The following is a 23,260-nucleotide window of genomic DNA, read 5'->3' as shown; positions in this document are numbered from 1 at the left end:
TACTATCAGCAACGTTGGCTGATTGAAACCGCTTTTCGAGACGCAAAACAGCACTTCGGATTCAGCGGGTATCACGTCAAATCTCGAAAAAGTATCAATCGCTTTGTGCAACTGAGTTTCATCGCAGCGTCTTTGACGAAACTCATCTTCTCACTGCCACACCCAACCGAGAAACCCATAAACGTCAAGACCGTCTGTGAGTTTCTTGGCATTCATTGGTATCATCCAAAGAAACTCACACAAGGCCTTCGCGTCGCTTACCTACAGGCACAAATCAGGGAGTTGGGATTTTCTACGAGTTCCACTGAAAATACAAACTCACAGAATATGCAGACCTTTCAACAACAAGAACCCCCACTGCCTTTCGACAAGGCAGCTTGAATATCATAATATTGTCCAAACTTTAGTTCCTTTAGGGAGTGGTCCAAAAAACCGTAGGCAGTACAGGTCGTTATCAAGTTCTACATCAATAATATACCACATTGACCTTTCAAGCGTGTCCGAATAGGGTAATGGGATCTGCTCGAAAGCATTTAGCAAAGCGTAACTATACTCATTCGTCCAAGAATAGTTATCGAGATACACATTGTAAAGATCGTGTAATTTCAACGCAAAGCTGTCGTGGAAAACTTCGACTTCTTTGCCTAATATGTTGACCTTGATCGGTTCGACAGGTGTCGCTGTTTCTTGACCTTGATGTGTTTCGTTTGTGATCCATTCAAACTCAAAATCTGCAGCGACCGCGGATAATGAAAACACAACTATCGTTAGAAGAGCTACGATACTTCTTGAAAGAAACATGTGTTTTCTCCTTTTCTGTATTGCTGTGGCACCCTGCAGTGGTTCCCCAGGATGTGAACTTCCGCCGCTTTAAACAGAGAGGGTCTAAATTTCCGATGGCGGTACATTTTCTAATTTTGTCTCTCAATACGTGGTCGGAAAACTTCAACTAATTTTTCAAACTTTCTAACGAACCATTGATGTTGATCGGACCAGTCTGTTTCATCGGTAACATCGCAGTATTTTAATTTTATCTGTCCTTGCGTTTCACCCTTTATCCCCTCATACCAATAAAGTTTTTCACCCAGCTCCTTTTCAATCACTACCTGTTGTTCTTTCAGTGAATGAAGGTAGTCTTGTGCAGATCCTTTCATGACAAAAGCAGCATGGATTGTTTGAGGCGTGACGCGTTGACTTGCTCTGATATAGCATCCTTTTATTCCCATGTGAAAGTCTCTATAGTGGGAATCATAGACGCTTGGTGTTTTCAGACCTAATTTATCAGAGGGTAATTTTTGAAAAAATGCAGCCCAATACCTTTGATTCTGTTTTTGACCGGAAGGTAAATTCATTTTTTTTCTCCTTATGTTTTGGTTATGAGATTTTGACGATCTCTGCGGGTATGTTGTTATTGTTTTGTCCCTATTCATAAACATCGAAAACAAACCATCGATTTGATTTTATCTTATTACCAGAAAAACCTTCTTTTCGTAATATATCATTCATCCATGGTTCAAATTTTACAAAAGCACCTTTAGGGAATTTCTTTTTACTTCATTCCAACTTTGTATCAGTGTTTTGTGTATCGTCTTTTACTTTTGACATTATTGTACTCCTTTTTTGTTGTATTATAGGTGTTCTCTAATTATCACCCGCCATAACGATTTAATTTACCGCTTTGTTAAAATTAACGCCAGTTTGATAAAAGTGACATGTCGGGTTTCGCTATGGTTTCTGCCCCCAAGAAGGCCCTCGAAAACCGCAGATTTGTCCGAATTTCGAAGGTTTTCGTCCGTCTTTACCGCTCTACCCGACCTACAGATTTATTTTCAAACTCACGTTCATTATACCAAAGGGGTTCTCTTTATTCAAAAAAATCAGAAATTAATTATCAAACTCACGTTAATCTTAAGGGATTATACCACATTTTCTACGTGTTGCCAAGTTAATTAACCACTTCAAATACAGGACTGCACCTATACAATGCAGCCCTGAAAGGAGGTAAGACAATGGCTAAGATTCAATTGCTCACTGAATGCTGAGCCCTAAACTCCCATCATTAGTTTTTCATACTTCATTTCCATATTCAATATTCTCTGCTGGTAGAGAGATCAAGGACTGACGATATGCCGTTGCTTCAGCGTTTCGATTTCTTGTGCAAGTGCCTCCACCTGTCTTTCAAGGGAGCGATCTTTTACACTTCGCCATGCCATGATAGCGGTAGGTACACCAATAGCAGCGACAATAAGCGGCATGAAAACGTAAATCACCCAGTTGTAGGTTGACAACCGTTTTTCTACGCTGTCTATTTTGAGGTCAATATACTCTTTTATGTTTTTCTCGGTGCTGTCAATTTCTGCTTTGAGGTCTTGTTTGATCCGCTTCTCGGACGCATTGACAGACGCATTGACAATCAAGCGGATTTTGTCAAGGTCTGCATCCGTCAATTCGGCAAGTGCTGGCAACACAAGCAGCGAAAAAAATATTAAAAAGAAAATGAGAGTTTTCATTGGGGGTCTCCTTTTGGAAATAGTAAAACATATTTGGACTCAAGTGTCAACTCCAAAATCTGAACCTCATAATCCCAACACCTCATTCAACAAACCTTCACTTTCGCGCTCCAGTGCCAACAATTCGTCTGTGATTTCCTTCAACGAGCGCAGTGGCGTGTACTGGTAGAAATACCGATTGAAGTTAATCTCGTAGCCGACCTTATCCTTCTTCCTGTCCATCCAACTATCCGGTAGGTGCGGTTTGACCTCTCGTTGGTAGTAAGCATCAATGTCCTCTGTGAGCGGAACGCGCTCGTAGTCTCGCAGCTGGGTATCCGGTTTCGGATTCCCCTTTTTGTCGCGAACGATAACCTCCGTCTCCTGACCCAAAATCTTCTGATTTTCAATCAGCGGTCTCTCAACCGTCACCTTCGTGTAACCGAAAAAACCGTTCGGATAGATTTTGGTGTGCTCGGTCTCTTCAAAGTCGGTGTAGCGTTCGATTATGTGGCGGATATGGCTATCGGAGATAAGGGCGTTCTTGTCTCCGAGATTCCTTTTCATCTCGTCGTGGAAATCAATGGCGTTGATGAGCTGGATCTTGCCCTGTCGCGCCTCCGATTTGCGGTTCGTTAGGATCCAGATATACGTGGAAATACTGGTGTTGAAAAACAACTTTTCAGGCAGGGCGACAATACACTCCAACCAATCGTTTTCAATAATCCAGCGTCGGATTTCACTCTCACCGCTGCCGGCATCCCCCGTGAAGAGCGGGGACCCGTTAAAGACGATCTCGACCCGACTCCCTCGGTCCTCCATCTTGGAGAGCATGTGTTGCAAGAACAGCAACGCTCCATCAGAAATACGCGGTGTCCCCGCTGAAAACCTGCCGGTGGCAGTTTGCGCCTCTGCCTTCACAGCCCCTTCATCGGATTTCCAACTCACACCGAAGGGGGGATTGGTTATCATGTAATCGAAACGTTGCCCTTGAAATTGGTCCTCCGAGAGACTCGAACCGAGCCGGATGCTGTCCGGGTCCTCTCCGGTGATGAGCATATCCGACTTGCAGATGGCGTAGGTCTGGGCGTTGAGTTCCTGACCCAACAGCCGAATGTCGGCATCGGGATTAATCTGTTCGCGGAAGTATTCCTTGCCAATCGTTAACATCCCACCTGTCCCGCAACACGGATCGAAGATACTGCGGATGACCCCCTGCCCGCCCAGATCTTCACGGTGTTCCGCAAATAGCAAGGAGACCAATAACTTCACGACATCCCGCGGGGTGTAGTGCTCACCACTCGTTTCGTTGGACATCTCCGAGAATCGGCGGAGCAGTTCCTCAAAGACCTGTCCCATCGTATGGTTGTCCACTTGATCCGGGTGCAGGTCGATTTCGGTGAACTTGTCGCAGAAGATGAACAGTCGATCGTTTCTGTCCAATCTTTCAATAAACCCGTCAAGATTGAAGTTTTCGATGATGTCGCGCACGTCCTGACTGAACCCGCCGATGTAGTTTTCAAAGTTGAGGCGTATGTTGTCTGAGTCGTCTGATAGTCGGGAGAGGTCGTAGTGGGAGGTGTTATAGAAGCCGCTGCCTGTCGCTTGCCGAATAATCGGTGGGAGTTGATCTTCCGGTACCAAGTCTTTAAACTGGTTGTGGGTATTGATGGCTTTCTCTTTTCGTCCATCCTCATCCAAGATGCAATCCAATCGGCGTAGCACCAGAAACGGGAGGGTGATGTCGCCGTATTCATGCGGTTTGAAAAGTCCGCGGAGCACATCATCCGCTACATTCCACACCAGATTCGCGAGTTCTTGATAATTTGCCATAGGTTCCCCGTGAACAAGATAATATCATTTCTGGATCGGTTAAAATCATAGCACGATTGAGAGAGAAAATCAAGTCATTTTGTCTTGATTCTTTCGGTCAAATATGCTATTATTCTGTTAAGGTTGATTATAGTGACGCGCGGTTTGCAGATTCTGCACGTCTCACTCACAATGTCATTTTAGAACTAACATTGAAGGAAATTTTGTATAGCATTTCATAAGTTTGGCAGTCTCCTAACCTACGTTTTTACAGAGGATTTCCCGCTAAGTGTTTGTGCTATCATTCTCGCTCTTTACATGAACAATCCAGAAATTATACCCGAAATTTTTACACCTGAGGAACGAGACGAAAACGAAGTGCGAAAGCGTGAGTTGATTAACCTTGTGGCTTCAGGAGAGGCTATCCTTATCGTTGGAGCCGGAAGTAGTGCGCGTGTTAACTACGTGCTTTGGGAAGGACTTCTGAAGGAGTTAGAACAGCTAGCCAACCAATGCGGTTCTGGTTTTGAGCCAAACGAAGGAAAGCGTGGAGAGAAACCGTTAGAATACGCTGAAGACATCAAAACACACATTGAGAAAACAGAGGACATAGGTAAATACTATGCCTTGCTTGATGAACTGTTTCGACCTAATGCCCAAGGCTATGATGAATTCCACAGAAAACTTGTTGATCTTCCTTTCAGAGGCATTTTAACCACAAATTACGATACTGTTCTCGAAGAAGCATTGTTCGGCAAAAAGATTGAGGCAGAACGAGATGGTAAACAGATTCGTCCTATAGATGTGATGCCGTTGGTCATCGGGCGAGATACACCTCGGCTCATCCATGAATTCTTATTGGCTCGAAGTAATGATCCTCACATACCGCAACGGATTGCCCACCTACATGGAGTATATAGGGATCGAGAGAGTATCATTTTGAGTTCCAACGACTATGCTAAGAATTATGGGCTACGCGTTGAGCAACCTAATGAAGATCAGCAACCTAATGAAGATCAAAGAAACGAGGACAGATGGACATTCCATAGGAAATTACTATGGGCTGTTTTAGCAACTCGTAGGGTCGTTTTTGTGGGTTTCAGCATGGAGGACCCCTATTTTAACGAGATGTTAAAAATCGTCAGTGCTGATTTGTGGGCATGGGACAAATCTATTCACTTCGCAGTTATGGGCATTTCTACTGAAGACACTAACAAAGATTCAAAAGACAAAGCCAAGTGGCTCAAAAGTAAGTATGGCGTTGATACTGTATTTTATGAGGTGCTCGAAAACGAAATTCCTGAAAAAAAACATAAACTTTTGGAACCTCTTTTCGCTGATATTGCAAAACAATGTGAAAGTGAGAATCGATCTATTGAGGAAACTCAAGATCTATCAGGCGACAGTGAGCATTCCGAAGGTGAAGAATCGAAATCCATTTCAAGTGGATCGAGTGATATATCGAATTGGATTAAACGAGCGAGCCGACGTATGATAAGGAGGATGGGTGATGAGGATTAAGCGAGAGCAACTACTTAATGCCTTGCAAGATTTTGCTTTGCGAGGAAACGGAATTATTATCGGGAGCCCAGGCATCGGGAAAACATACTTACTAAAAGAACTCCTTCGCAGTTTAGAATCTGTCGAAATACCTGTGCTTTTCTTGCCTATTGACCAACTCGCGGATGGCACTGATGAAACTTTACAAAGTGAGCTGTCTTATGAAGGCGATTTGATTGAGAGGTTAAAATCCGTCCCTATTTCGGATCAGAAAGCAATTTTATTGTTTGATGCATTTGATGCCGCTCGAGATGAAGGGACACGCAAAAATTTTCTACGCCTGATTCAACGTGCAGTTCGTGAGCTCAAGGAATCTTGGAATGTCATTGTCACAGTCCGTACCTATGACGCGAAGAAATCACAAGAACTCTTAGATCTGTTTGGCAATCCTGATGACAACCACTATCACAGTGAAAACATCTTATGCCGCCATTTCACAATTCCATCTTTCAACAAAGATGAGATTCTACAAGCGTTCGACCAGATTGGATGTCCGAAATCTATCTATAATGATGGTTCTCAGGACTTTAAAAACATTCTCTCAAATCCCTTTAATCTTTGGTTGCTGGAAAAGATTATGCAGACATCAAAGAATGTTCCTGATTTCAGTCAGATCCGTTCTGAAGTCCAATTACTCGACCTATTTTGGCAACGACGAATTGAGAACGAAAACAGTGAGCACCTTCTGCGGCAAATCGCAGGCAAGATGGTTCACGAACGTTCATTGAGTGTTAGAGTAGATGACGTTTATGACGATGTAGACCTTGATAAACTAGTGCAAAAAAATGCTTGGGATAAACTCCAGAGTGATGAAATCCTGTCAAAGATATCTTCCTCTAGACAACGGATTGCTTTTTCTCACAATATTCTCTTTGACTATGCAATTAGCGTTCTGCTTATTGATGATAAACCTCAACACCTTGAAAATTTTATTCTTGAGGATGCGTCCCGTCCACTCTTTCTACGCCCGAGTCTAACGTATTTTTTTACACGCCTCTGGTACTATGACGACTCTACAAGTTTTTGGAAAGTTTTCTGGCACATTTTCCCAAGTGATCAATCCGTACATTTGCGCCTTGTTGCTCGTTTGATTCCGACAAGTGTTATTGCAAATGAAGCACACAAAATTGACCAATTAAAACCACTTTTGGAGGAATTAAGGAACGCTGAAAAGAGAGAAATCGCAAACGAAGCAGTAACACGGCTCCTGCAGGCACTGCCAACTCTACAAAAAATTAAATGTGATACTCTCTGGATCAATTTTTTCGATCAGGTTTCGCAGCACTTGCATGAGGACTTTGCCTGGGATTTGGCAAACCTCACCTCGGCTATTCTTGAACGAGTAGGTGAATCCGAAAATTCAGAGATTGTAGATGCTTGTGGACGAATTGGACGACATTTACTTGAATGGGTATGGGAAAAAAGAACAGCAGGCAAAAGTACTTGGTATGACCGGCTTGGAGGTTATTGGGCGGTGCCGCTTGTTGCCAAAACATATCATACGAAGCCTGAAAAATCTCGAATGCTTCTTGAAAAGATTCTTAAACTACCGCAGGAGGATCATTTCCCGATAACCTTCTTGTCATGGTTGACTGAACATGTTGACAAAATTTGGAAGCATGATCCTGAATTTGTCAACTCAATTTATCACACCGTATTCCATCACAATGAATCCAGCGATGCAAAAACAAGTCTGAGTAGCGGCGTTTTAGCTATGACAAGTACTCGCAGACAGGATTACAGCATGTGCCGATATCGGTTGATAAAACATTTTCCTGGTTTTCTTCAAGCGACTCCATTCCCGGCAGCACAATCGGTAATCCGAAGTTTAAATGTTTTTATTGTTGGAGAATATGTTGCCCGATACCTTAAAGAAGGTGTGAAACTTGAGGATATAATAGAGCCCTTCAATTTTCGTGGAAAACCCGTTTATTTTATCGAAGATGGCAGTTATATATGGGATGCGCGAAATTCCTCTGATGAACCTATTGAAATGGCAGATGCGCTATTTAAGTTTATTTCAGAATTGACGGAATCCGAAAAATCACTTCCGCATCTTGATTCGCTGCTTAACATTTTTCGTGATGAAGTGATAGTAGCGTTCTTCTGGAAACGACTTTTAGGGACTGCGTCACAATTTCCGAAGATATTCGCGCCGCATTTGTTTGAATTGTGCATAGCGAAACCAATCCTGAGAGGTAACGATACCCGTTATGAACTCGGTCAGTTTTTAGAGGCTGCTGCGTCTGAGTTTAGCTCAGACCAACTTCGTCGGATTGAAGAGAGTATCTTGGCACTTCCGATAGAAGCGACAGATGAGGATTTACACAATGCGCTTGTCTATCGAAGAAATCGGCTTCTTGAACGAATTCCTGAGAATCTGCTGGTTACGGATGAAGCGAGACAAATCCGAAAAAAGATGGTGCGTGAAAACGATATTCAGGAAAATCGACCATTGGTTAGTTTTAGCACCTCGTGGGGCCCCGTTACCGAGGAAAAGTGGCTTCAAACACAAGGTGTTGACACAACTATACCTGAAAATCAAGATTTACAACGCTTGTCCGAACCTCTCAATAAATTCAGTTCAGATTGGCTAAATGATGCACCGACTCAGGAAGCTGTTAGGTTAATTTTACCGAAGTTACAGGAGGTATACACTAAACTAAAAAGTGATACAGAAGCCGATCAGGAGGTAATCAATTTACTCTGGCGTAATCTAACCGATTGTGTGGCAATTCTCGGTCGGATTGCTAACAATCTTGAGAGTGATTTCTTTACTTTTTGCCGACAAGTGCTTTTAGAAGGGGCAGAACATGAAGAACCCAAACCAAATCCTGAATACGATGATCAATTCGATGGTCCAGGTTATTCTCCATTTCCACGACATGAAGCAGCTCGCGGGCTACTCCGGTTTGTGTTTTACCAACCTGATCCGGAAATATTGGATGCAATCGAAAGACTTGCAAGTGATCCTGTACCATCCGTTCGGATGGTAACGGCAATGGAGTTGTTCCGAGTTTATAACAAAGCACCTGAAATATTCTGGCACATTATGGATAATAGATCAGTGGATGAACAAAATCGCGTCGTGCAAAAGTATCTCTATAATACATTGACTCAGGTGGTCGCAAGGGAGAAAGAGAATGAAGACAAGACAACTCGCGTCATGGCGAAACTATTGGAGCATACACCGCCACCTATAGAAGGATTAGAACCATCAGATTCGTTCATCGTTTTGTTGATGTGGTTGATCATTGATCGCCAAAATTCATGGGCATCGAAAACAATTGAAGATACATACTTCAAAGACCCGATCTGGTTCGCTAATCCGTTGAGTCGTGCCGTGTCTGAGGTTGTAAGAGATTACGTCCTTCCGAAGCACCTCGAAAGGGATGAAGGACGCAGAAGAGCAAAACGGGCTATTGAATGGTTAGGACAAGTGATTGATCTGGTTTCTGATAGAATTAAAGGATTATATCGTATAGTCAAGGAAGATGACACTGAAGAAAATGTGAAAAAGTTACATGATACGTACAACGTGATTAATGAAGTTATTACACGTCTTTATTTTGCTGTTGCCTATAAAAGAGAGCAGTCTGAGGAAACTGTTGAGGAAATTTCCGACGACTTACGCCGTAATTACTACAATGAAGTCAAACCTTTGATGCAACAGGTCATTACTTTTGCACAAAAACCAGAAAGCGGCATCATGTTCGCTCCGACAGCGCACTATTTCATGCAACTTTTAAGGAGTTTCCTCGGTTGCAATCCCAAAGAGGTTTTGCATTTAGCAGCGGAGGTTGTAAAATCAAGTGAACGGTTTGGTTATAATCTTGATACTCTTGCGGTTATGGAGGTTGTCGAATTCGTTGAACTTGTACTTGCTGATTACCGACATGAAGTGCGCGACGGTGAAGCTTTGGAAGACCTACTCAATCTATTAGATCTTTTTGCCAAAATAGGATGGACGGACGCGCTTAAACTCGTTTGGCGGCTTGATGAGGTTTTTCGGTAGGTTTCTACAGACATTTCGCCCCGCTGGGGCTCACAGTTTAGGGATGTTGTATTTTCTATAGACATTTCGCCCCGCTGGGGCTTTAAGGCAGCCGTAGGTTCGGTGTTCTATGCACATTCCGCCCCGTTAGCACTTAGGTATTCATACCCCGAACACTTATGAGAGAAATTCTAATTGAGGATCACTCAAATGACCGCTGTACTTATCGTTATAGGTTCAATTGCTGCAATAGTGGGTGTTGGTGTTGCTACTTGGTCTATCATCAGCACACGAAAAAAGTACTATGACGAGTATATGAGGAGAAAGCGCGAGGCAGAAGATTAGAAGTTATATCTTGATCGGGCGTGACATATCTACAGTAGGAGAGCCTTCATGCTAACTATCAACCCGAAATATATCGTTGATGACAAGGGGGAAAAGACTGCTGCCGTCCTTACAATGAAAGAATACCACTTTCTCATAAAGTGCCTTGAGGATTTAGAGGACATTTTAGAGATGGATTCAGCGGTTGAAACTGCTACAGATTTTCGGGACTATCAAGAAATTCGATCTGACTTAAAAAGAGAAGGAAAACTTTGACGGATATGAAAACAACAGAGATTCAAGCTGAATTGGCAGCATTAGGATTAGATGCGTGGCTCCTCTACGATTTCCGCGGGATAAACCCGATTGCACAGAACGTGGCAGGCTTGGCAGAAGCACACATCACACGTCGCTGGTTCTGCCTCATCCCCGCACAGGGTGAACCGCGGTGGCTGGTCCATAAGATTGAGACATCTAACTTCACAAGTGTCCAAGGCACCGTCGCGCTTTACGCGGGTTGGGAAGAACTTAACGAAAAGATGCGTGCACTGCTTGCAACCCCCCAACCCCCCTTATCAGGGGGGCAAGACGGAGATTTCGGTATCAAAACCGTTGCAATGGAGTATTCGCCAAACGCTGAAATCCCTTATGTTTCACGGGTAGATGCCGGCACTTTGGAGTGGATTCGTTCGATGGGCGTTGCGGTGCACACATCCGCGGAACTCGCACAGCGGATGGAAGCGCGTCTGAGTGAGGCACAGGCAACCGGGCATCAGATGTCCGCACACCTCGTGCTACAGGCGAAAGACTATGCCTTTAAATGGATCGGTTCACAACTGCGTGACGGAAAAACAATTACGGAATATGACGTTCAACAAGTGATTCTCGGACAATTCGATGAGATGGGTTTGGTTACGGATTACCCACCGATCGTGGCTGCGAACGCCAAGAGCAGCGATCCGCATTATGCCCCGACTTCAACAGACACCCAAGAGATTAAAATCGGCGACTTTATCTTAATCGATTTATGGGCAAAACAGAAAGATCCGGATGCAGTCTTCGCAGATACAACATGGGTGGCGTATGCGGATACAACGGTTCCGGCGAGATATGTTGAAATCTTCGATATTGTCAAGGAGGCACGGGATAGAGCCGTGCGGTTCATCCGTGAGAAATGGGATGCCGATGAACGGATTCACGGTTACGAAGTGGACGATTGCGTCCGAGGGTATATCACCGAAAAAGGATACGGTGAATTCTTTATTCACCGCACGGGACACAACATCGGCACGGTTATCCACGGGAACGGTGTGAATTTAGATAACTTAGAGACGCGCGATGCCCGCGCCTTGATTTCTGGGATCTGTTTCTCGATTGAGCCGGGCATCTACCTTACCGATTTCGGCGTTCGGACAGAAATTGACGTTTTCTTAGCCGGTCCAGGGAGAGACGGCGTAAAAGTGACAACCGCGCCCGTTCAAAATCGGGTATTGCCATTGCTGTAACCTGATAATTCCGCTTTTTCAAATCTGCGAGAATGTGTGAAAGGTAGACGCGTGCGTTAAGGATCCACTGGTCGGCATACGCCGCAGCGAGCAACGGAAGTGCCATTGATAAACGCGGCGAGTCGAGGAGCCACTGTCTGGCGTACTCGGCATAGTCGGTATCAACAAGTCCTGTGCTACCGATCGGATAGACGACGTAGCGTTTATCGTCTCGCAGTTCCAGTCTTGGATCGAGGGGTGTGTCAAGGTTAAGAGGTTTTGCGCCGTCAATCTCAAGCACCCAAAAAAAATAATCCTCATTGTGTCCGAGGTATCCGATCTCTACATCAAGCCGATGTGCTTCTTCGGTCAGAATCGGGATGGCTTCCATATCGCGTTTCACCAAAACTGGATAGATCGCTGCGAAAAAGATTTGTTCACATCCGAGGGGTTGGCGTGCATGCTTCAGGATGTCCAAAAGGATCTGTGCTTCTTCGGTGTGTTGTAGGTCTAAGCAACTTTTCGCGAAGACTTCATCACGGATGGATCGGAGTTCTGAGGAGTCATTTGAATCAAGAGGTGGGAGTTCGCGTATCAGTTTGAGAATGTGTCGGCGTTTGGGTATAACTTTCCAAAGCACCCAATTCCACAAAACCTGCCATGTCCCGCCTTCCAACACTTGATTGAGAAAGGCTTGCACGCTGAAAAAGAAGCGTTGGAATCTGCTTTGAGATGGGAGATTTCGTTGTTCGTTCGCCATGAGTCTCAGACGATTTGGCGCAAATTTGACTTTCCGCCGGGAATATAGTATAATATATGTTGCCACTGATAGAATCGCCGGAGTGGTGAAATTGGTAGACGCACGGGACTCAAAATCCCGCGGGCCCTAGGTCCATGTCGGTTCGAGTCCGACCTCCGGCATACGGCGATGGTTTCTCATGAGCCATCGCCTTTTCTGTTCCGGTTACATCGCAACGATCTCACGCATCCGCTTCGCGAGGTCAATCTGTGCGTCTCTATCGCCACCGACTTCGTGGATAACATAGCCATCGTACCCGATAGCACGGAACGCCTCCATCACCGCTTGCCAATCCGTATCGCCATCTAAGAGATTGACAAACTGGTGTGCGCCGCGAGAGAAATCCTTGAAGTGCACCCGCTTGATACGATGTGCGAGTTCACGGATCCAATGTTCCGGGTAACCATAAGCCATCATATTCGCTGTATCGAGATACGTCCCTACCCAATCGCTGTCTATTTCATCTATAATATCGCGCATCTCTTTCGGACTCAGCAGGAATTTGTTCCAGACGTTCTCAAGCCCGATTGCGACCTGGTGTGTTTCCGCGGAAGGTGCGAGTGCCTTCAGGACACTCACGAGGTTATCCCAGACTTGCTGGTAGGTCCCCTCAACAGTCAATTGTCCAGGATGCAGTAAAATCCCACCGACCCCGAGGGCACCAGCGACTTCCAACCCGCGGGCGAGAGAGACTGCGCCTTTTTCGCGCTGCGTGGCATCCAAACTGAGCAAATTCCCGCGGTCGGCGTAGCCTGCCGTGATACTACTGATTTCAATACCTGCATCCTCACACTTGGCAGCGATGCCGCGTAACTCCGTATCGCTCATATTGATGTCGGTGTCTTGTCCTTCACCGAAAATGAGTTCAACGGCATCGTAACCGGCATCTTGACAGAGGGAGAGTGTATCGTCCAAGGACATACCGCCGAGGATAATTTGGGTGACGCCTATCTTCATTTCTTCTCCTTTTCGATGTAAAATTGCGTGGCTGTTAGAGATTGTATGCAGAGGTGCCGAGTTTCGAGACACTGTGGACACCGAATAGTTACATAATACGCGTCGTTGAACACGGTATCAATCAAATTGTCGTCCGAGCGATCCACCAACGAATGCCCCAAAAACTGGTCAAGCACTTCGTATTCCCTGTCGCAATCTGGACAGATTTGTAAGTCGTGCCCGATGTCCGTCTGGTCGAGCCATCGCATCGTCAATGCCTTTCATTCTTAAAGTTTGGGGAAGAAACCAAAAATTGAGAAACCGATTTAAGATAGCGATTCGGCAAGCGTGCCTTGACATGAACGGCTTCCGCTGCGTATTCAGTATCAAGCACTATGCCGTGCTTATGCAGTAAATCGAGTGCCTTTCCTTCCGTATAAGGAATAGAGAGAGAGATGTCCGTGCCACGTTCGGCAAAACGCTGTGCCAAAGCCTCTATTAACGCTGGAACGCCATCGCCGCGTTGCGCGGAGATAGGGAGTGCCTCGGGATATTGGCACTGTAAGATGTGCAAACCCTCATCATCACTTTTGAGCCTATCGATTTTATTGAAAACCATGAACATCGGCATGTCGGTAGCCTTCAATTCTTCAAGGACTACGTTCACAGCGGCTATCTGTGCCTCTGCTTCTGGATGACTGATGTCAATAACATGTAGCAAAAGATCTGCCTCTAAGACTTCTTCGAGCGTCGCCTTGAATGCAGCAACTAACTGGTGTGGTAATTTCTTGATAAATCCGACGGTGTCGCTCAACAGAATTTGTTGCTTTTGCGGCAAATCCAACTTCCGCGTGGTAGAATCTAAAGTTGCGAACAACTTGTCTTCAGCCAAAACGGTTTCGCCTGTCAGTCGGTTAAATAGGGTTGATTTCCCTGCATTGGTATATCCCACGAGAGATACTTTGATTTTTTCGGACCGATTTCGCCGTTGCACATGACGCTGTTTTTCAACGGCATCCAGTGCCTTTCTCACATGTGCGATGTTCCTACGAACCCAGCGTCTATCCATTTCAAGCTGCGTTTCACCGGGACCCCGGAGGTGTCTACCCCCGCCGCCACCTGTCGCAAGTCGTGAGAGGTGTGTCCACATCCGAGTGAGGCGTGGGAGTGCGTATTCGAGTTGCGCCAATGCGACTTGTAAGCGTGCTTCTTTGGTGAGTGCGCGTTGCGCAAAAACCTGAAGAATGAGTCCTGTCCGGTCAATCGTGGCGACCTCAAGTGCTCGTTCAAGATTCCGATTCTGCGCGGGTGATAGCTCCTCATCAAAGATAATTGCGTCTGCGTCTAACTCTGCAACGAGGGGCTTGAGTTCGTCTTCAACCTTCCCTTCACCAATGAAATACGTTGGATTTGGCACATTACGGGGTTGAATTGTCGTAGCAACCACCTCAATACCAGCAGTCTCTGTGAGTTGCTGGAGTTCTTGCAACGATTCTTCGGTCTCGTGCATCAAGGTATTTCGGAGTTTTATCCCTACCAATATCGCACGTGAGGGCGGATTCGGTGCCCGGGTATCGTAAAGTTCTGGCATCAAGAGACTCCTTTCCTGAGTTCTGCGGGTATACCGAGGCAGTGTGCCGCGGTTTTCCCAACACCAGGGTTCTTAATAGGATAGTTTATCAGATTTGTGTGCTGTTTTCCACTAAAATCCTATTTTGCGAAAAAACTTCAGATTTTTCGGTACTGAATGATTCTTGAAGTTTTCCTTGCACAGGAGTCAATTCTGTGTTATACTTAAAAACCATGATGAAAAATGGCAAAAATTCCACAACTCCCATGATCACTGTGAACCGAAAAGCGCGGTATGATTATCACCTGCGCGATCGGTATGAAGCCGGTGTCGTTCTCCAAGGGACCGAAGTGAAATCAATTCGCGCAGGACGGCTCAACTTGGCAGACAGTTACGCACAGATAACAGAGGGTGAGGTGTTCCTGATCGATGCCCATATCGGTCCTTATGAACATGGGAATATGGAAAACCACGAGCCGAAGCGGAAACGGAAACTCTTATTGCATCGGCGAGAGATCACTAAACTTGAACGTTCAATCCGTTCCAAGGGTATGACGATCGTTCCGACGCGAGCGTATTTTAGCAACGGTAAGGTGAAACTGGAGTTAGCCGTTGCTATGGGTAAGCGACTTTACGATAAACGCGATAAACTTGAGCGTGAAGCGACGGCGAGTGAGATTCGGGCATACAATTGAGTTGACTCTCAGCGACCTTGCTGACTGTTAACGACTCTTCTGGGGGTGTAAAGGTTTCGACGAAGGTAAATGAGATATAGGTTGCATGCCGAGGTCTCCGCAGGCCTCGTTAAACAGGCGGAACATTTATAAATGCTGATGAAGAATTAGCATTAGCTGCTTAATGTAGCTACGCTTTGCCGACCTGCTGCCCGTCAGGGAAGCAAAAGCGTCGCAATACGGGCTAGCCACACATCCATTCTCAAAGGGGTGTGTCGCGAAACACTTTTTGAGATAGCCTCTTATGAATCCTGCACAGGAGAGTCTGAGCGGCGAATCTTAAATCCTGTGATAAGCATGTAGTAGCCTCTATTAAACTGCCTTCGGACGCGGGTTCGATTCCCGCCACCTCCATTTCTACCGCGTCATTCCGTGTTTACCAATTACATATTGTTTGCCAAATGACATGGATACCGAATTTGCGAACATGCCCCCTCGTATTCAAAAGATTGTGCAAGCGCATATATGTGAAGATGAACACATCCGCTTGTGCGTCCTCGGTCGCTCCAACTTACTGTGTCCAGACTATGTCTTCATCACCTCGCGCCGGGTGCTGGTCTTAGATGAACGCTATATAGGGAGTTTCACTGTCTCTTACGCAAACGTTCGATGTAATTTATTATTCACGGAAATTCGTGGTGTCAAACTCATTCGGGATTTCAAGCATCGGCTCCTTCGCCAAGCAAAACTTGAAATTAGTATTGTCCGCAATGTTCATTGGATTGACAATATCAACGTCCGTTCAGCACAATGTGCCTACGCGTGCATCGCCGAGCAACTCACAGCATAAAAAGGGATGCCATGATAGAATTCCTGAATTATCTCATCGTTTCGTATAACGTCTGGTTTACAGCCCCTTTAGCGATTGTGTTCCTCCTGGCACTCTTTCGACTCGTTACTGGAGCGATGGATTTCGGGGATGTGGACGCAGATGTTGATATGGATGCTGACATCGACGCGGACGCAGATGTAGATGCTGATATAGACACAGGCTCTCAGGGTCCCTCGTTTGGGGATGTGTTTGGGTTTCTGAACGTTGGCAGGGTCCCTCTGATGATTGTTCTGATGTCGCTATTTGTGACGTGGGGAATTTTTGGGCTCATCGCGAACGCGTTTCTCAACATCCCTGGGAATCCACATCGAGTTTGGATATCGTGTATCATTGCGTTTTTCTGTTGTTTCTTGGGAACTCGGTATATCTCTATCGCGCTTTCAAAATTGTTCCCAGAGAGCGAAAAAGCCATCAATGATGTCCAACTACTCGGTTTAAGTGGGCGCGTCATTAGTGGGCAGATCACAACCACTTTTGGGACGGCTCGCGTCCAAGTTCCGGACGGACCGGAATTAACTGTCAGTTGCCGTGTCGAACCAGACGGAATCACGCCTGTCAAAGGGGATACTGTCATTCTCATAAATTATGACGGGACCAAACGAATCTTTGATGTAAAAAAAAGCGAAATGGATCTGCGATAATATAGCGTTTTGCGTCTGTGCAACATCGCTTAATTAATTGAACTGACATTTACCCTAAAGTCCCTACGTTAGGTGCAAAAGACACACCATACAGAGGAGAATTGAAGCATGTTGGACGCCAACTTATTCATCACTATTGTCGGTAGCGTAATTGCCTTACTGGTCATTTTCCTGTTAATCTATCGCTCCTTCTACAAAAAAGCACCAGCAGATTCGGCATTAGTCATCTCTGGCGGTCGTAAAAAGCGGGTCGTCTTTGGTGGTAACCTTATCAATCCATTGACGAACACGACCCAACTGATTTCCCTGAATACGCTCCAACTTCCCGTTGAACGAACGGGACAAGCCGCGCTCATTACAAAAGATAGTTTACGGGTTGATTTGGAAGCAGAATTCTATGTCAAAATTGAACCACACGAACAGGATGTACTCAAAGCGGTCGCGAGTCTTGGTGATAAAACGCTAACGCCCTCCGAAGTGAATAAACTCCTTGAAGGCAAACTTGTGGGTGTCCTCCGAAGCGTCGCGGCAACTATGGATCTACAGGAATTGCATGAAAAACGCCAACAGTTTTCTGATCAGGTTCAGGAAGCCTGTCGGGACGACCTCGAGCAGAACGGTTTTAAGTTAGAAAGTGTCGCTGTCACCAATCTTGACCAGACCCCACTTGACGCACTTGACGCGAACAACCGTTTTGATGTCGTTGCGATCCAAACCATCAAGCAAGAGGTTGAAGATCGGCAAACTGAGACTGCCCGGATTGAACATGAAAACCAAGTAAAGCGTGAAGAGAACCGACTTAAAGCCGAACTGGAAATCAAACAACGCGAAGAGGAAACGGAGACACAAGCCTTAGAAGTTGCGAAACGGCTTGAGTTCGCACAAGAAGAGCAGCGGAAAGCAATCTCTACGAACAAAGCGGAACAGGAACGCGAGATTGAATCCCATAAACTCGAACAGCAACAAGCTATCGAGGAAACACGAATCAAGCAGGAAGAAGTGGTAAAGTCTACGGAAATTCTGCAGAAGCAGCGGCTTGATACTGCGCGGATTGAACAGGAACGCCAAGTTCAAGAAACAGAGATTGCACAAAAGCAGGCAGTCGAAATTGCTCGTGTCCAACAGGAACAGTTGATCGAGGAAGCACAGGTTCAGCGGGAACTCACCGTTGAAAAAGCCAAGATTGAGCAGCAGCGTGCGGTCGAAGAGACCGGTATTTCCAGCAGAATCGTCCTTATTGAGAAAGAACGCGAAGAAAAAGAGGCAGAAGCCGAAAACGCAATCCAGATCTCAATGAAAGAGAAGCAGCGTGAAGCGGCATTGATTGAACTCCTGGACGTTAGCGCGCAAAAAGCAAAAGCCGAGGCGAGTGTCTTAACTGCCGAAGCCGTTGAAGAAGCGGAGCGGCAAAGTAAAATCGCTCTTATCCGTGCGGAACAGGAGGCGGACGAAGAACGCATCGCCAAAGAACGCGCAACTGACGCGGAAGTTTATGCTGTTGTGGAGACCGCTAAGGCGGAACTTGACGCGGCTGAAGTCAAAGCGCAGGCGCAAAGAATTCTTGCAGAGGCATTCCTCGTTGAAGCGCAGGCAAAAGCCAATGGCGAAGAGGCATCGATTGCTGCGAAGAATCAGGCAGATTCAAAAGTTCTCGTTAGTGATGCTATATTAGCACTCGTGGAATCCCTACCTGAAGTAACCACTGAACTGATGAAGCCGGCGGAGCGTATTGAAAGCATCCGTGTGCTTGACCTCGGGGGCGGCGGTAATGGTAATGGCAGCAATGGCATGAACCGGATCCTCAGTTCCATTGTGAATGCTGGTGCGGCAGTGCCTCTGCTGAAAGAAATCGTTGGTTTCAGCGGTTTAGATACTGAGAGAATTGCACAGACCATTCGCGATTATGCTTCCAACGTGGCAGTCAATGCCCAATCGGATTCAGAAGAATAGCAGAATAGTCGTCGGCAGTCAGCAGTCAGGAAAGAGGTCTCTTTCTGAAAGCCGAAAGCTGACGGCTGATAGCCAATATGAAAGGATGCACAGATGGAAAAAGAGAAACAAGCACGTGTTGAGGTTAAGGTTAACTTCCTCTCAATTGATCGGAGCACTGGAGCACCAATCGTTGTCCTGAAGGAGAAAGAGGGAGATTCAAATCGGATATTGCTGATTTGGATCGGTGAATCGGAGGCAGCGGCTATCCAGATGCATATCGAGAAAATGCAACTTCCGCGACCGATGACACACGACTTACTCAAGACGATGATTGAAACGCTTGGGGCTAAAGTTACAACCGTGTGTGTACATGCTTTTGAAGAACGGACTTTCTATGCATGTATAACCTTAGAGGTCGATGGGAACGCTATTGACGTGGATTGTCGACCGAGCGATGCAATCGCGCTTGCACTCCGCTGTGAAGCCCCCATCTATGTTGTTGAAGAGGTGCTTGCTGAGCAAGGATTCTCTGAACAGGAACTTGACCAGGGACAAAAACCCGACACGAAAGATGTCTTGGAGAATTTAGATGACGACACGCTAAAACAGTATACGGTCTAAATAGTTGTCAGTCGTCGGTTCGGATTTTCTGATGCAGATTAAGAATTTAATCGGATAATTTTTACCAATGCCCGGTGCGGTTACAAACCGCACCTACTGGGTTTGGGGAACATAGAATTACCCAAATATTTTATTAAACTTCATGCGAAAATCCTTTCGGTTTTCAGTTAAGAGGTTTTTGGTAGCAATTGACCGCGCCCTGGAATATTCAAAGTGGAGCTCCCCCTCAGACGCATCCTAACTGCGAAAACGTGGAATCACTATGAGCAATTCATTCAGAAAAAACTGTATTGTGCTTCATGAAAGTTGCACAACAGCCTTGGATCGGAGAGATTTCGCGCCGAGAATAGACCTCTCCTTTCTTGACCCTCCCTTCAATCAGGATAAGACTTACAATGCCTGGGATGATAATTTACCACCAGAGGAATATTGGGGGTGGATGGGCGATATCTGTGCAAAGGTGTATGCATTGACATCGGAGGGTGGTGCCCTTTATTTCATGCAACGTGAAAAAAATACAGAATTCGTGTTGCAATGCTTACGAGATACCGGATGGACCTTTCAAAATCTGATTATTTGGAAAAAGAAAACTTCGGCAGTGCCGGGGATGAAGCGTTTCGGTAAGCACTATCAGATTATAGGATTCGCGACAAAAGGTAAAACGCCGCGTGTCTTCCATCGTCTACGCATCGATCCACCACTGCCTGCAGATTACAAGCACGCCCGAGAAAACGGTATGTTTGTTACGGATGTCTGGGATGATATTCGTGAGTTGACCTCTGGTTATTTTGCGGGCGATGAAGCATTGCGAGATGCAGAAGGGAATCGCTTGCACAAACAGCAGACCCCTATTCAACTTCTTCTTCGGATTATCCTTTCTTCCACAAATCCCGGTGATGTCGTCCTAGACCCGTTCGCGGGTTCAGGGACAACGCTGGTCGTGGCGGAACAATTGGGACGAAAATCAGTAGGTATTGAACTCGACTCCCACAACGTTACGCTTATTCAAAACAGACTTGCCGAACAGAGAAAATCAGACGATGTCTCACGCTTTTTCAAGGATTACGCATGCACCCCAGATTTAGAAGCAATTTGGGGAGAACAGGGACAAAGTAGAAAAATCGCATCCTCTGACGAACTCACTGCTAAACAGATGGCTTTTCTTGAATCAAATCAATAAATGACTTACTCTATTTATCACTTTTTCGCCGACTTGTGCAAGAAAAAAGAGGAATTTCTCTCAAAAAATCAACTTGAGGAATTTCCCTTTGATCAACAAATGCTCTCTTGTGTCAACAAAGGAAAATTTCCGGATTTAGCCATCAAACTCGATCACAGCGATGCTCAGTTTACTGGCGGAGAATTGATTGAGCTCAAAGATAGCAAAACCTATTCGGTTGCCTCTTTTAATTCGACGATTCCAACTGGTGAAAAGGATGTCAAGAAGTTAACGGAAGGTATAGAAAACACTACCCGCACACAAATGGAAGAAGCAGGGAATAATATACTCTCCCTACCAAAAAGATGCGTTTCCGCATTATGACCGAGGTTAAGGCAGGCGCAAATATTTTGAACCCGAATCAGTATCCCCAAATTGGGGACAATACATTGAACTTTGCCGTTCCATGTCATGGTGACACCGAGCAGAACCAACAGCATGACAAAATGAAAATAGCCTTTCAGGAAATGGAATGTGGAGAGTTATTTTCACAGATGGAAATTTTTGTTCTCCAACACCATTTTAATGGAAAATTCCTTGTGTTTCAGACCCACCTACCAATTTAAACTCCCTACTCAATCTCGTAGACTATCGTGACATTCACAGTGACGGTGAGTTCACCGGCTTCAATAGGGGTTGAACTCAGCGCACTCTCCTCGGCGAACGCCGCTTCCCTCGCAAAGGCGATTGGGGGGCTTGCAGCGTGCGAGGTCTCGGTGATCGTGATGGGTTTTCCGAGCGTAACACCGCTCGCGTCTGCTAAGGTTTGCGCTTTTGCCGCTGCATCTTCTACTGCTAAGCCACGCGCTTGTGTCTGCAAGGGTGTGGTGTCTTCAATCATAAATTGTACGGAGTTTACAACAACAATGTCACCCCCCGCTTCGGCAGCAGCATCAATGACGCCACTGAGAGTCTCTAACGCTCGGACTTTCGCACTGACGGTGTTGTTCACACTGTATCCACGAAGGACCCGTCCATTCTCCGTATAGTCATACTGCGGATAGATGCTAAATCTTTCGGTTTGAATATCGTTTTCAGCGATGCCGCGGGCTTTCAGTGCGTCTAGGACCGCTGTCATTGCGACAGCAGCTGCCTCGCGGGCTTCTGCAACCGTCTTTTTCTCAACGGATACGCCTAAATTTAGTGTTGCTATATCGGGTTCACCAACAACTGAACCATTCCCCGTCACGTGGATTTTCCTACTCTCCTGCGATTGTAGTAAAGTTCCTAAAATTTGTGGCTCGCACCCGGTGAGCGTTATGGCGAGCAGCGTAATTACTCCCAAAAATAGAAATTCTAATCTCTTCATGGTAAACCCCCCTGTTCGGTCTCAACTTCTGTAGCGGCTTCTTCAGCTTTGAGCGTTTCGGATTTCTTTATTAACTGATCCACATTCGCCTTGAAGAGCCTGAAGACAGTCTCCGTGTCGTCGCGTTTGACGTAAAGTTTACCCTCTTCCTCTTTCCCAATGTGTAGGGTTGCCATTGTGCCATCGTTAAGCACAGCGGAAATAGTGGATTGTGGTGTGTCCAAACCGTATGCTGCAAGGGCGTCCGTCGCTGCAGCGAAATCGTCTGTGTCCAACCCGCTGAAAGTTGTTAGAAGTGTGTCAATTTCCGTTGCTTTCGCAGCAGCGGCTACAGGCTTGAGCATCTGCCATGCCCCCTCTACATCGAGACGCAGTTCGACGGTCTCCTCCGGTGAAACGATGTTCAACTGTGTAACAATCCCTTTGTTAAAATTGAAGATAGTCCGATCTTTCCAAGTCCGTGTGCCTTTGTCAAAGACAGATTGGAGATAGCCTTGTGCTACGTAGACCTCGTTGGCATCGGCAGGACGGACGTAACTGCTCAGGAACCCCGGGGTCGTTTTCCCCACAAACAGATGCGCCAATACCTTATCGCTCGTATCCATCAATTTTGCTTCGACACCCGTGTTATCTACCTCAAATTCTGACTGCTTTTCTGGGTTATTGGAGACGCGTTGTGTATTTTTAAATTCTGCTACCTTGGCGAGTAATTCCGTTACCCCTTCGCTATCCGCAGGATAGTTATCCATGGAAGCGACTACCCAATTGCCACTCTGTTTTGAAAGTGTTGTGGTTTCGCCGGTCGCGGTGATTTCTATTTTCACAACCTGTTCCTCATTGAAATTGGGAAACAGGGGCATCGCTGTCTCAACTTTTTTCTCATATTCGCTCTGCCCAAAGGGGTTCTCGAAAAGCAGGACAACGCTTGCCAAAACGACAAAAATAGCACCTAAAATAAAGAGTTGCTTTGTCTTCATTTTTTAATTTATTACTCCTGAAGGCAA

22 protein-coding genes, 1 tRNA gene and 1 other RNA gene are annotated in these 23,260 nt (G+C 45.8%); 14 read left to right on the top strand and 10 right to left on the bottom strand.

Annotated elements, in window-relative coordinates:
* The coding region (locus F4X88_15760) for a transposase (protein ID MYA57741.1) at window positions 1-381 on the top strand (381 nt) is incomplete at its 5' end.
* 3 nt (window positions 382-384) lie between these two features.
* Here the strand turns inward: F4X88_15760 and F4X88_15755 are convergent.
* The 4 genes from F4X88_15755 to F4X88_15740 all read right to left on the bottom strand — a co-directional run bounded on the left by F4X88_15755 (window position 385) and on the right by F4X88_15740 (window position 4,322).
* The gene (locus F4X88_15755; GenBank protein ID MYA57740.1) at window positions 385-801 is read right to left on the bottom strand and encodes a hypothetical protein; all 417 of its coding nucleotides are present in this window, start codon (window positions 799-801) and stop codon (window positions 385-387) included.
* Window positions 802-911: 110 nt separating this feature from the next.
* A complete protein-coding gene (locus F4X88_15750) occupies window positions 912-1,436 on the bottom strand; it encodes a DUF4268 domain-containing protein (GenBank protein MYA57739.1) in 525 nt (174 codons plus the stop codon).
* Window positions 1,437-2,111: 675 nt separating this feature from the next.
* Window positions 2,112-2,510: a hypothetical protein gene (locus F4X88_15745; protein MYA57738.1), complete on the bottom strand. Its 399-nt coding sequence runs from the start codon at window positions 2,508-2,510 to the stop codon at window positions 2,112-2,114.
* Between the two features lie 66 nt (window positions 2,511-2,576).
* A complete protein-coding gene (locus F4X88_15740) occupies window positions 2,577-4,322 on the bottom strand; it encodes an SAM-dependent DNA methyltransferase (protein ID MYA57737.1) in 1,746 nt (581 codons plus the stop codon).
* Between the two features lie 297 nt (window positions 4,323-4,619).
* Here F4X88_15740 and F4X88_15735 point away from each other — a divergent pair, with 297 nt between their 5' ends.
* From F4X88_15735 to F4X88_15720, 4 genes are all read left to right on the top strand, one after another.
* Window positions 4,620-5,822 carry a hypothetical protein gene (locus F4X88_15735; protein ID MYA57736.1) on the top strand — a complete coding sequence of 401 codons (1,203 nt, stop codon included), beginning with the start codon at window positions 4,620-4,622 and terminating at the stop codon, window positions 5,820-5,822.
* Window positions 5,812-9,876, top strand: coding sequence for an NACHT domain-containing protein (locus F4X88_15730; protein MYA57735.1), 4,065 nt, complete (start codon window positions 5,812-5,814; stop codon window positions 9,874-9,876). The genes F4X88_15735 and F4X88_15730 overlap by 11 nt, the downstream gene beginning before the upstream one ends.
* Window positions 9,877-10,248: 372 nt before the next feature.
* The gene (locus F4X88_15725; GenBank protein ID MYA57734.1) at window positions 10,249-10,455 is read left to right on the top strand and encodes a hypothetical protein; all 207 of its coding nucleotides are present in this window, start codon (window positions 10,249-10,251) and stop codon (window positions 10,453-10,455) included.
* A gap of 5 nt (window positions 10,456-10,460) precedes the next feature.
* Entirely contained in the window at window positions 10,461-11,684 is a 1,224-nt protein-coding gene (locus F4X88_15720; protein ID MYA57733.1) for a M24 family metallopeptidase, read from the top strand.
* Here the strand turns inward: F4X88_15720 and F4X88_15715 are convergent.
* Entirely contained in the window at window positions 11,572-12,423 is an 852-nt protein-coding gene (locus F4X88_15715) for a hypothetical protein (GenBank protein MYA57732.1), read from the bottom strand. The genes F4X88_15720 and F4X88_15715 overlap by 113 nt on opposite strands.
* 76 nt (window positions 12,424-12,499) lie before the next feature.
* Between F4X88_15715 and F4X88_15710 the strand changes: the two genes are divergently transcribed.
* Window positions 12,500-12,584, top strand: a tRNA-Leu gene (locus tag F4X88_15710).
* Window positions 12,585-12,627: 43 nt separating this feature from the next.
* Here the strand turns inward: F4X88_15710 and F4X88_15705 are convergent.
* The 3 genes from F4X88_15705 to hflX are packed head-to-tail and all read right to left on the bottom strand — an operon-like array spanning window position 12,628 to window position 14,989.
* Window positions 12,628-13,419, bottom strand: coding sequence for a sugar phosphate isomerase/epimerase (locus F4X88_15705; protein ID MYA57731.1), 792 nt, complete (start codon window positions 13,417-13,419; stop codon window positions 12,628-12,630).
* Entirely contained in the window at window positions 13,416-13,667 is a 252-nt protein-coding gene (locus tag F4X88_15700; GenBank protein ID MYA57730.1) for a hypothetical protein, read from the bottom strand. The genes F4X88_15705 and F4X88_15700 overlap by 4 nt, the downstream gene beginning before the upstream one ends.
* A 2-nt stretch (window positions 13,668-13,669) precedes the next feature.
* Window positions 13,670-14,989, bottom strand: a complete 1,320-nt coding sequence (gene hflX / locus F4X88_15695) for a GTPase HflX (protein MYA57729.1) — start codon at window positions 14,987-14,989, stop codon at window positions 13,670-13,672.
* A 212-nt stretch (window positions 14,990-15,201) separates the two neighbouring features.
* Here hflX and smpB point away from each other — a divergent pair, with 212 nt between their 5' ends.
* The 8 genes from smpB (at window position 15,202) to F4X88_15655 (ending at window position 21,271) form a co-directional block, all read left to right on the top strand.
* Window positions 15,202-15,663 carry an SsrA-binding protein SmpB gene (gene smpB, locus F4X88_15690; GenBank protein MYA57728.1) on the top strand — a complete coding sequence of 154 codons (462 nt, stop codon included), beginning with the start codon at window positions 15,202-15,204 and terminating at the stop codon, window positions 15,661-15,663.
* Between the two features lie 41 nt (window positions 15,664-15,704).
* Window positions 15,705-16,059: a transfer-messenger RNA gene (gene ssrA / locus F4X88_15685) on the top strand.
* A 49-nt stretch (window positions 16,060-16,108) separates the two neighbouring features.
* On the top strand, window positions 16,109-16,492 hold the full coding sequence (locus F4X88_15680) for a hypothetical protein (protein ID MYA57727.1): 384 nt from the start codon (window positions 16,109-16,111) through the stop codon (window positions 16,490-16,492).
* Between the two features lie 11 nt (window positions 16,493-16,503).
* Window positions 16,504-17,175, top strand: coding sequence for a DUF1449 family protein (locus F4X88_15675; GenBank protein MYA57726.1), 672 nt, complete (start codon window positions 16,504-16,506; stop codon window positions 17,173-17,175).
* Window positions 17,176-17,283: 108 nt separating this feature from the next.
* Window positions 17,284-19,125, top strand: a complete 1,842-nt coding sequence (locus tag F4X88_15670; protein ID MYA57725.1) for a hypothetical protein — start codon at window positions 17,284-17,286, stop codon at window positions 19,123-19,125.
* Window positions 19,126-19,218: 93 nt separating this feature from the next.
* Window positions 19,219-19,728, top strand: coding sequence for a bifunctional nuclease family protein (locus F4X88_15665; protein ID MYA57724.1), 510 nt, complete (start codon window positions 19,219-19,221; stop codon window positions 19,726-19,728).
* A gap of 262 nt (window positions 19,729-19,990) precedes the next feature.
* The gene (locus F4X88_15660) at window positions 19,991-20,908 is read left to right on the top strand and encodes a site-specific DNA-methyltransferase (protein MYA57723.1); all 918 of its coding nucleotides are present in this window, start codon (window positions 19,991-19,993) and stop codon (window positions 20,906-20,908) included.
* On the top strand, window positions 20,909-21,271 hold the full coding sequence (locus F4X88_15655; protein ID MYA57722.1) for a hypothetical protein: 363 nt from the start codon (window positions 20,909-20,911) through the stop codon (window positions 21,269-21,271).
* A 247-nt stretch (window positions 21,272-21,518) separates the two neighbouring features.
* Here F4X88_15655 and F4X88_15650 read toward each other — a convergent pair whose 3' ends face one another.
* Together F4X88_15650 and F4X88_15645 are read right to left on the bottom strand one after the other, a co-directional pair.
* Window positions 21,519-22,256 (bottom strand): DUF541 domain-containing protein, encoded by a 738-nt coding sequence (locus F4X88_15650; GenBank protein ID MYA57721.1) that lies wholly within the window; start codon window positions 22,254-22,256, stop codon window positions 21,519-21,521.
* Window positions 22,253-23,233 carry a DUF4340 domain-containing protein gene (locus tag F4X88_15645; protein MYA57720.1) on the bottom strand — a complete coding sequence of 327 codons (981 nt, stop codon included), beginning with the start codon at window positions 23,231-23,233 and terminating at the stop codon, window positions 22,253-22,255. The genes F4X88_15650 and F4X88_15645 overlap by 4 nt, the downstream gene beginning before the upstream one ends.
* Window positions 23,234-23,260 lie beyond the last annotated feature (27 nt).

The sequence above is a fragment of the Candidatus Poribacteria bacterium genome (genome assembly GCA_009839745.1).
Taxonomy (GTDB): domain Bacteria; phylum Poribacteria; class WGA-4E; order WGA-4E; family WGA-3G; genus WGA-3G.
This window is presented reverse-complemented; position numbering and strand designations above follow the sequence as displayed.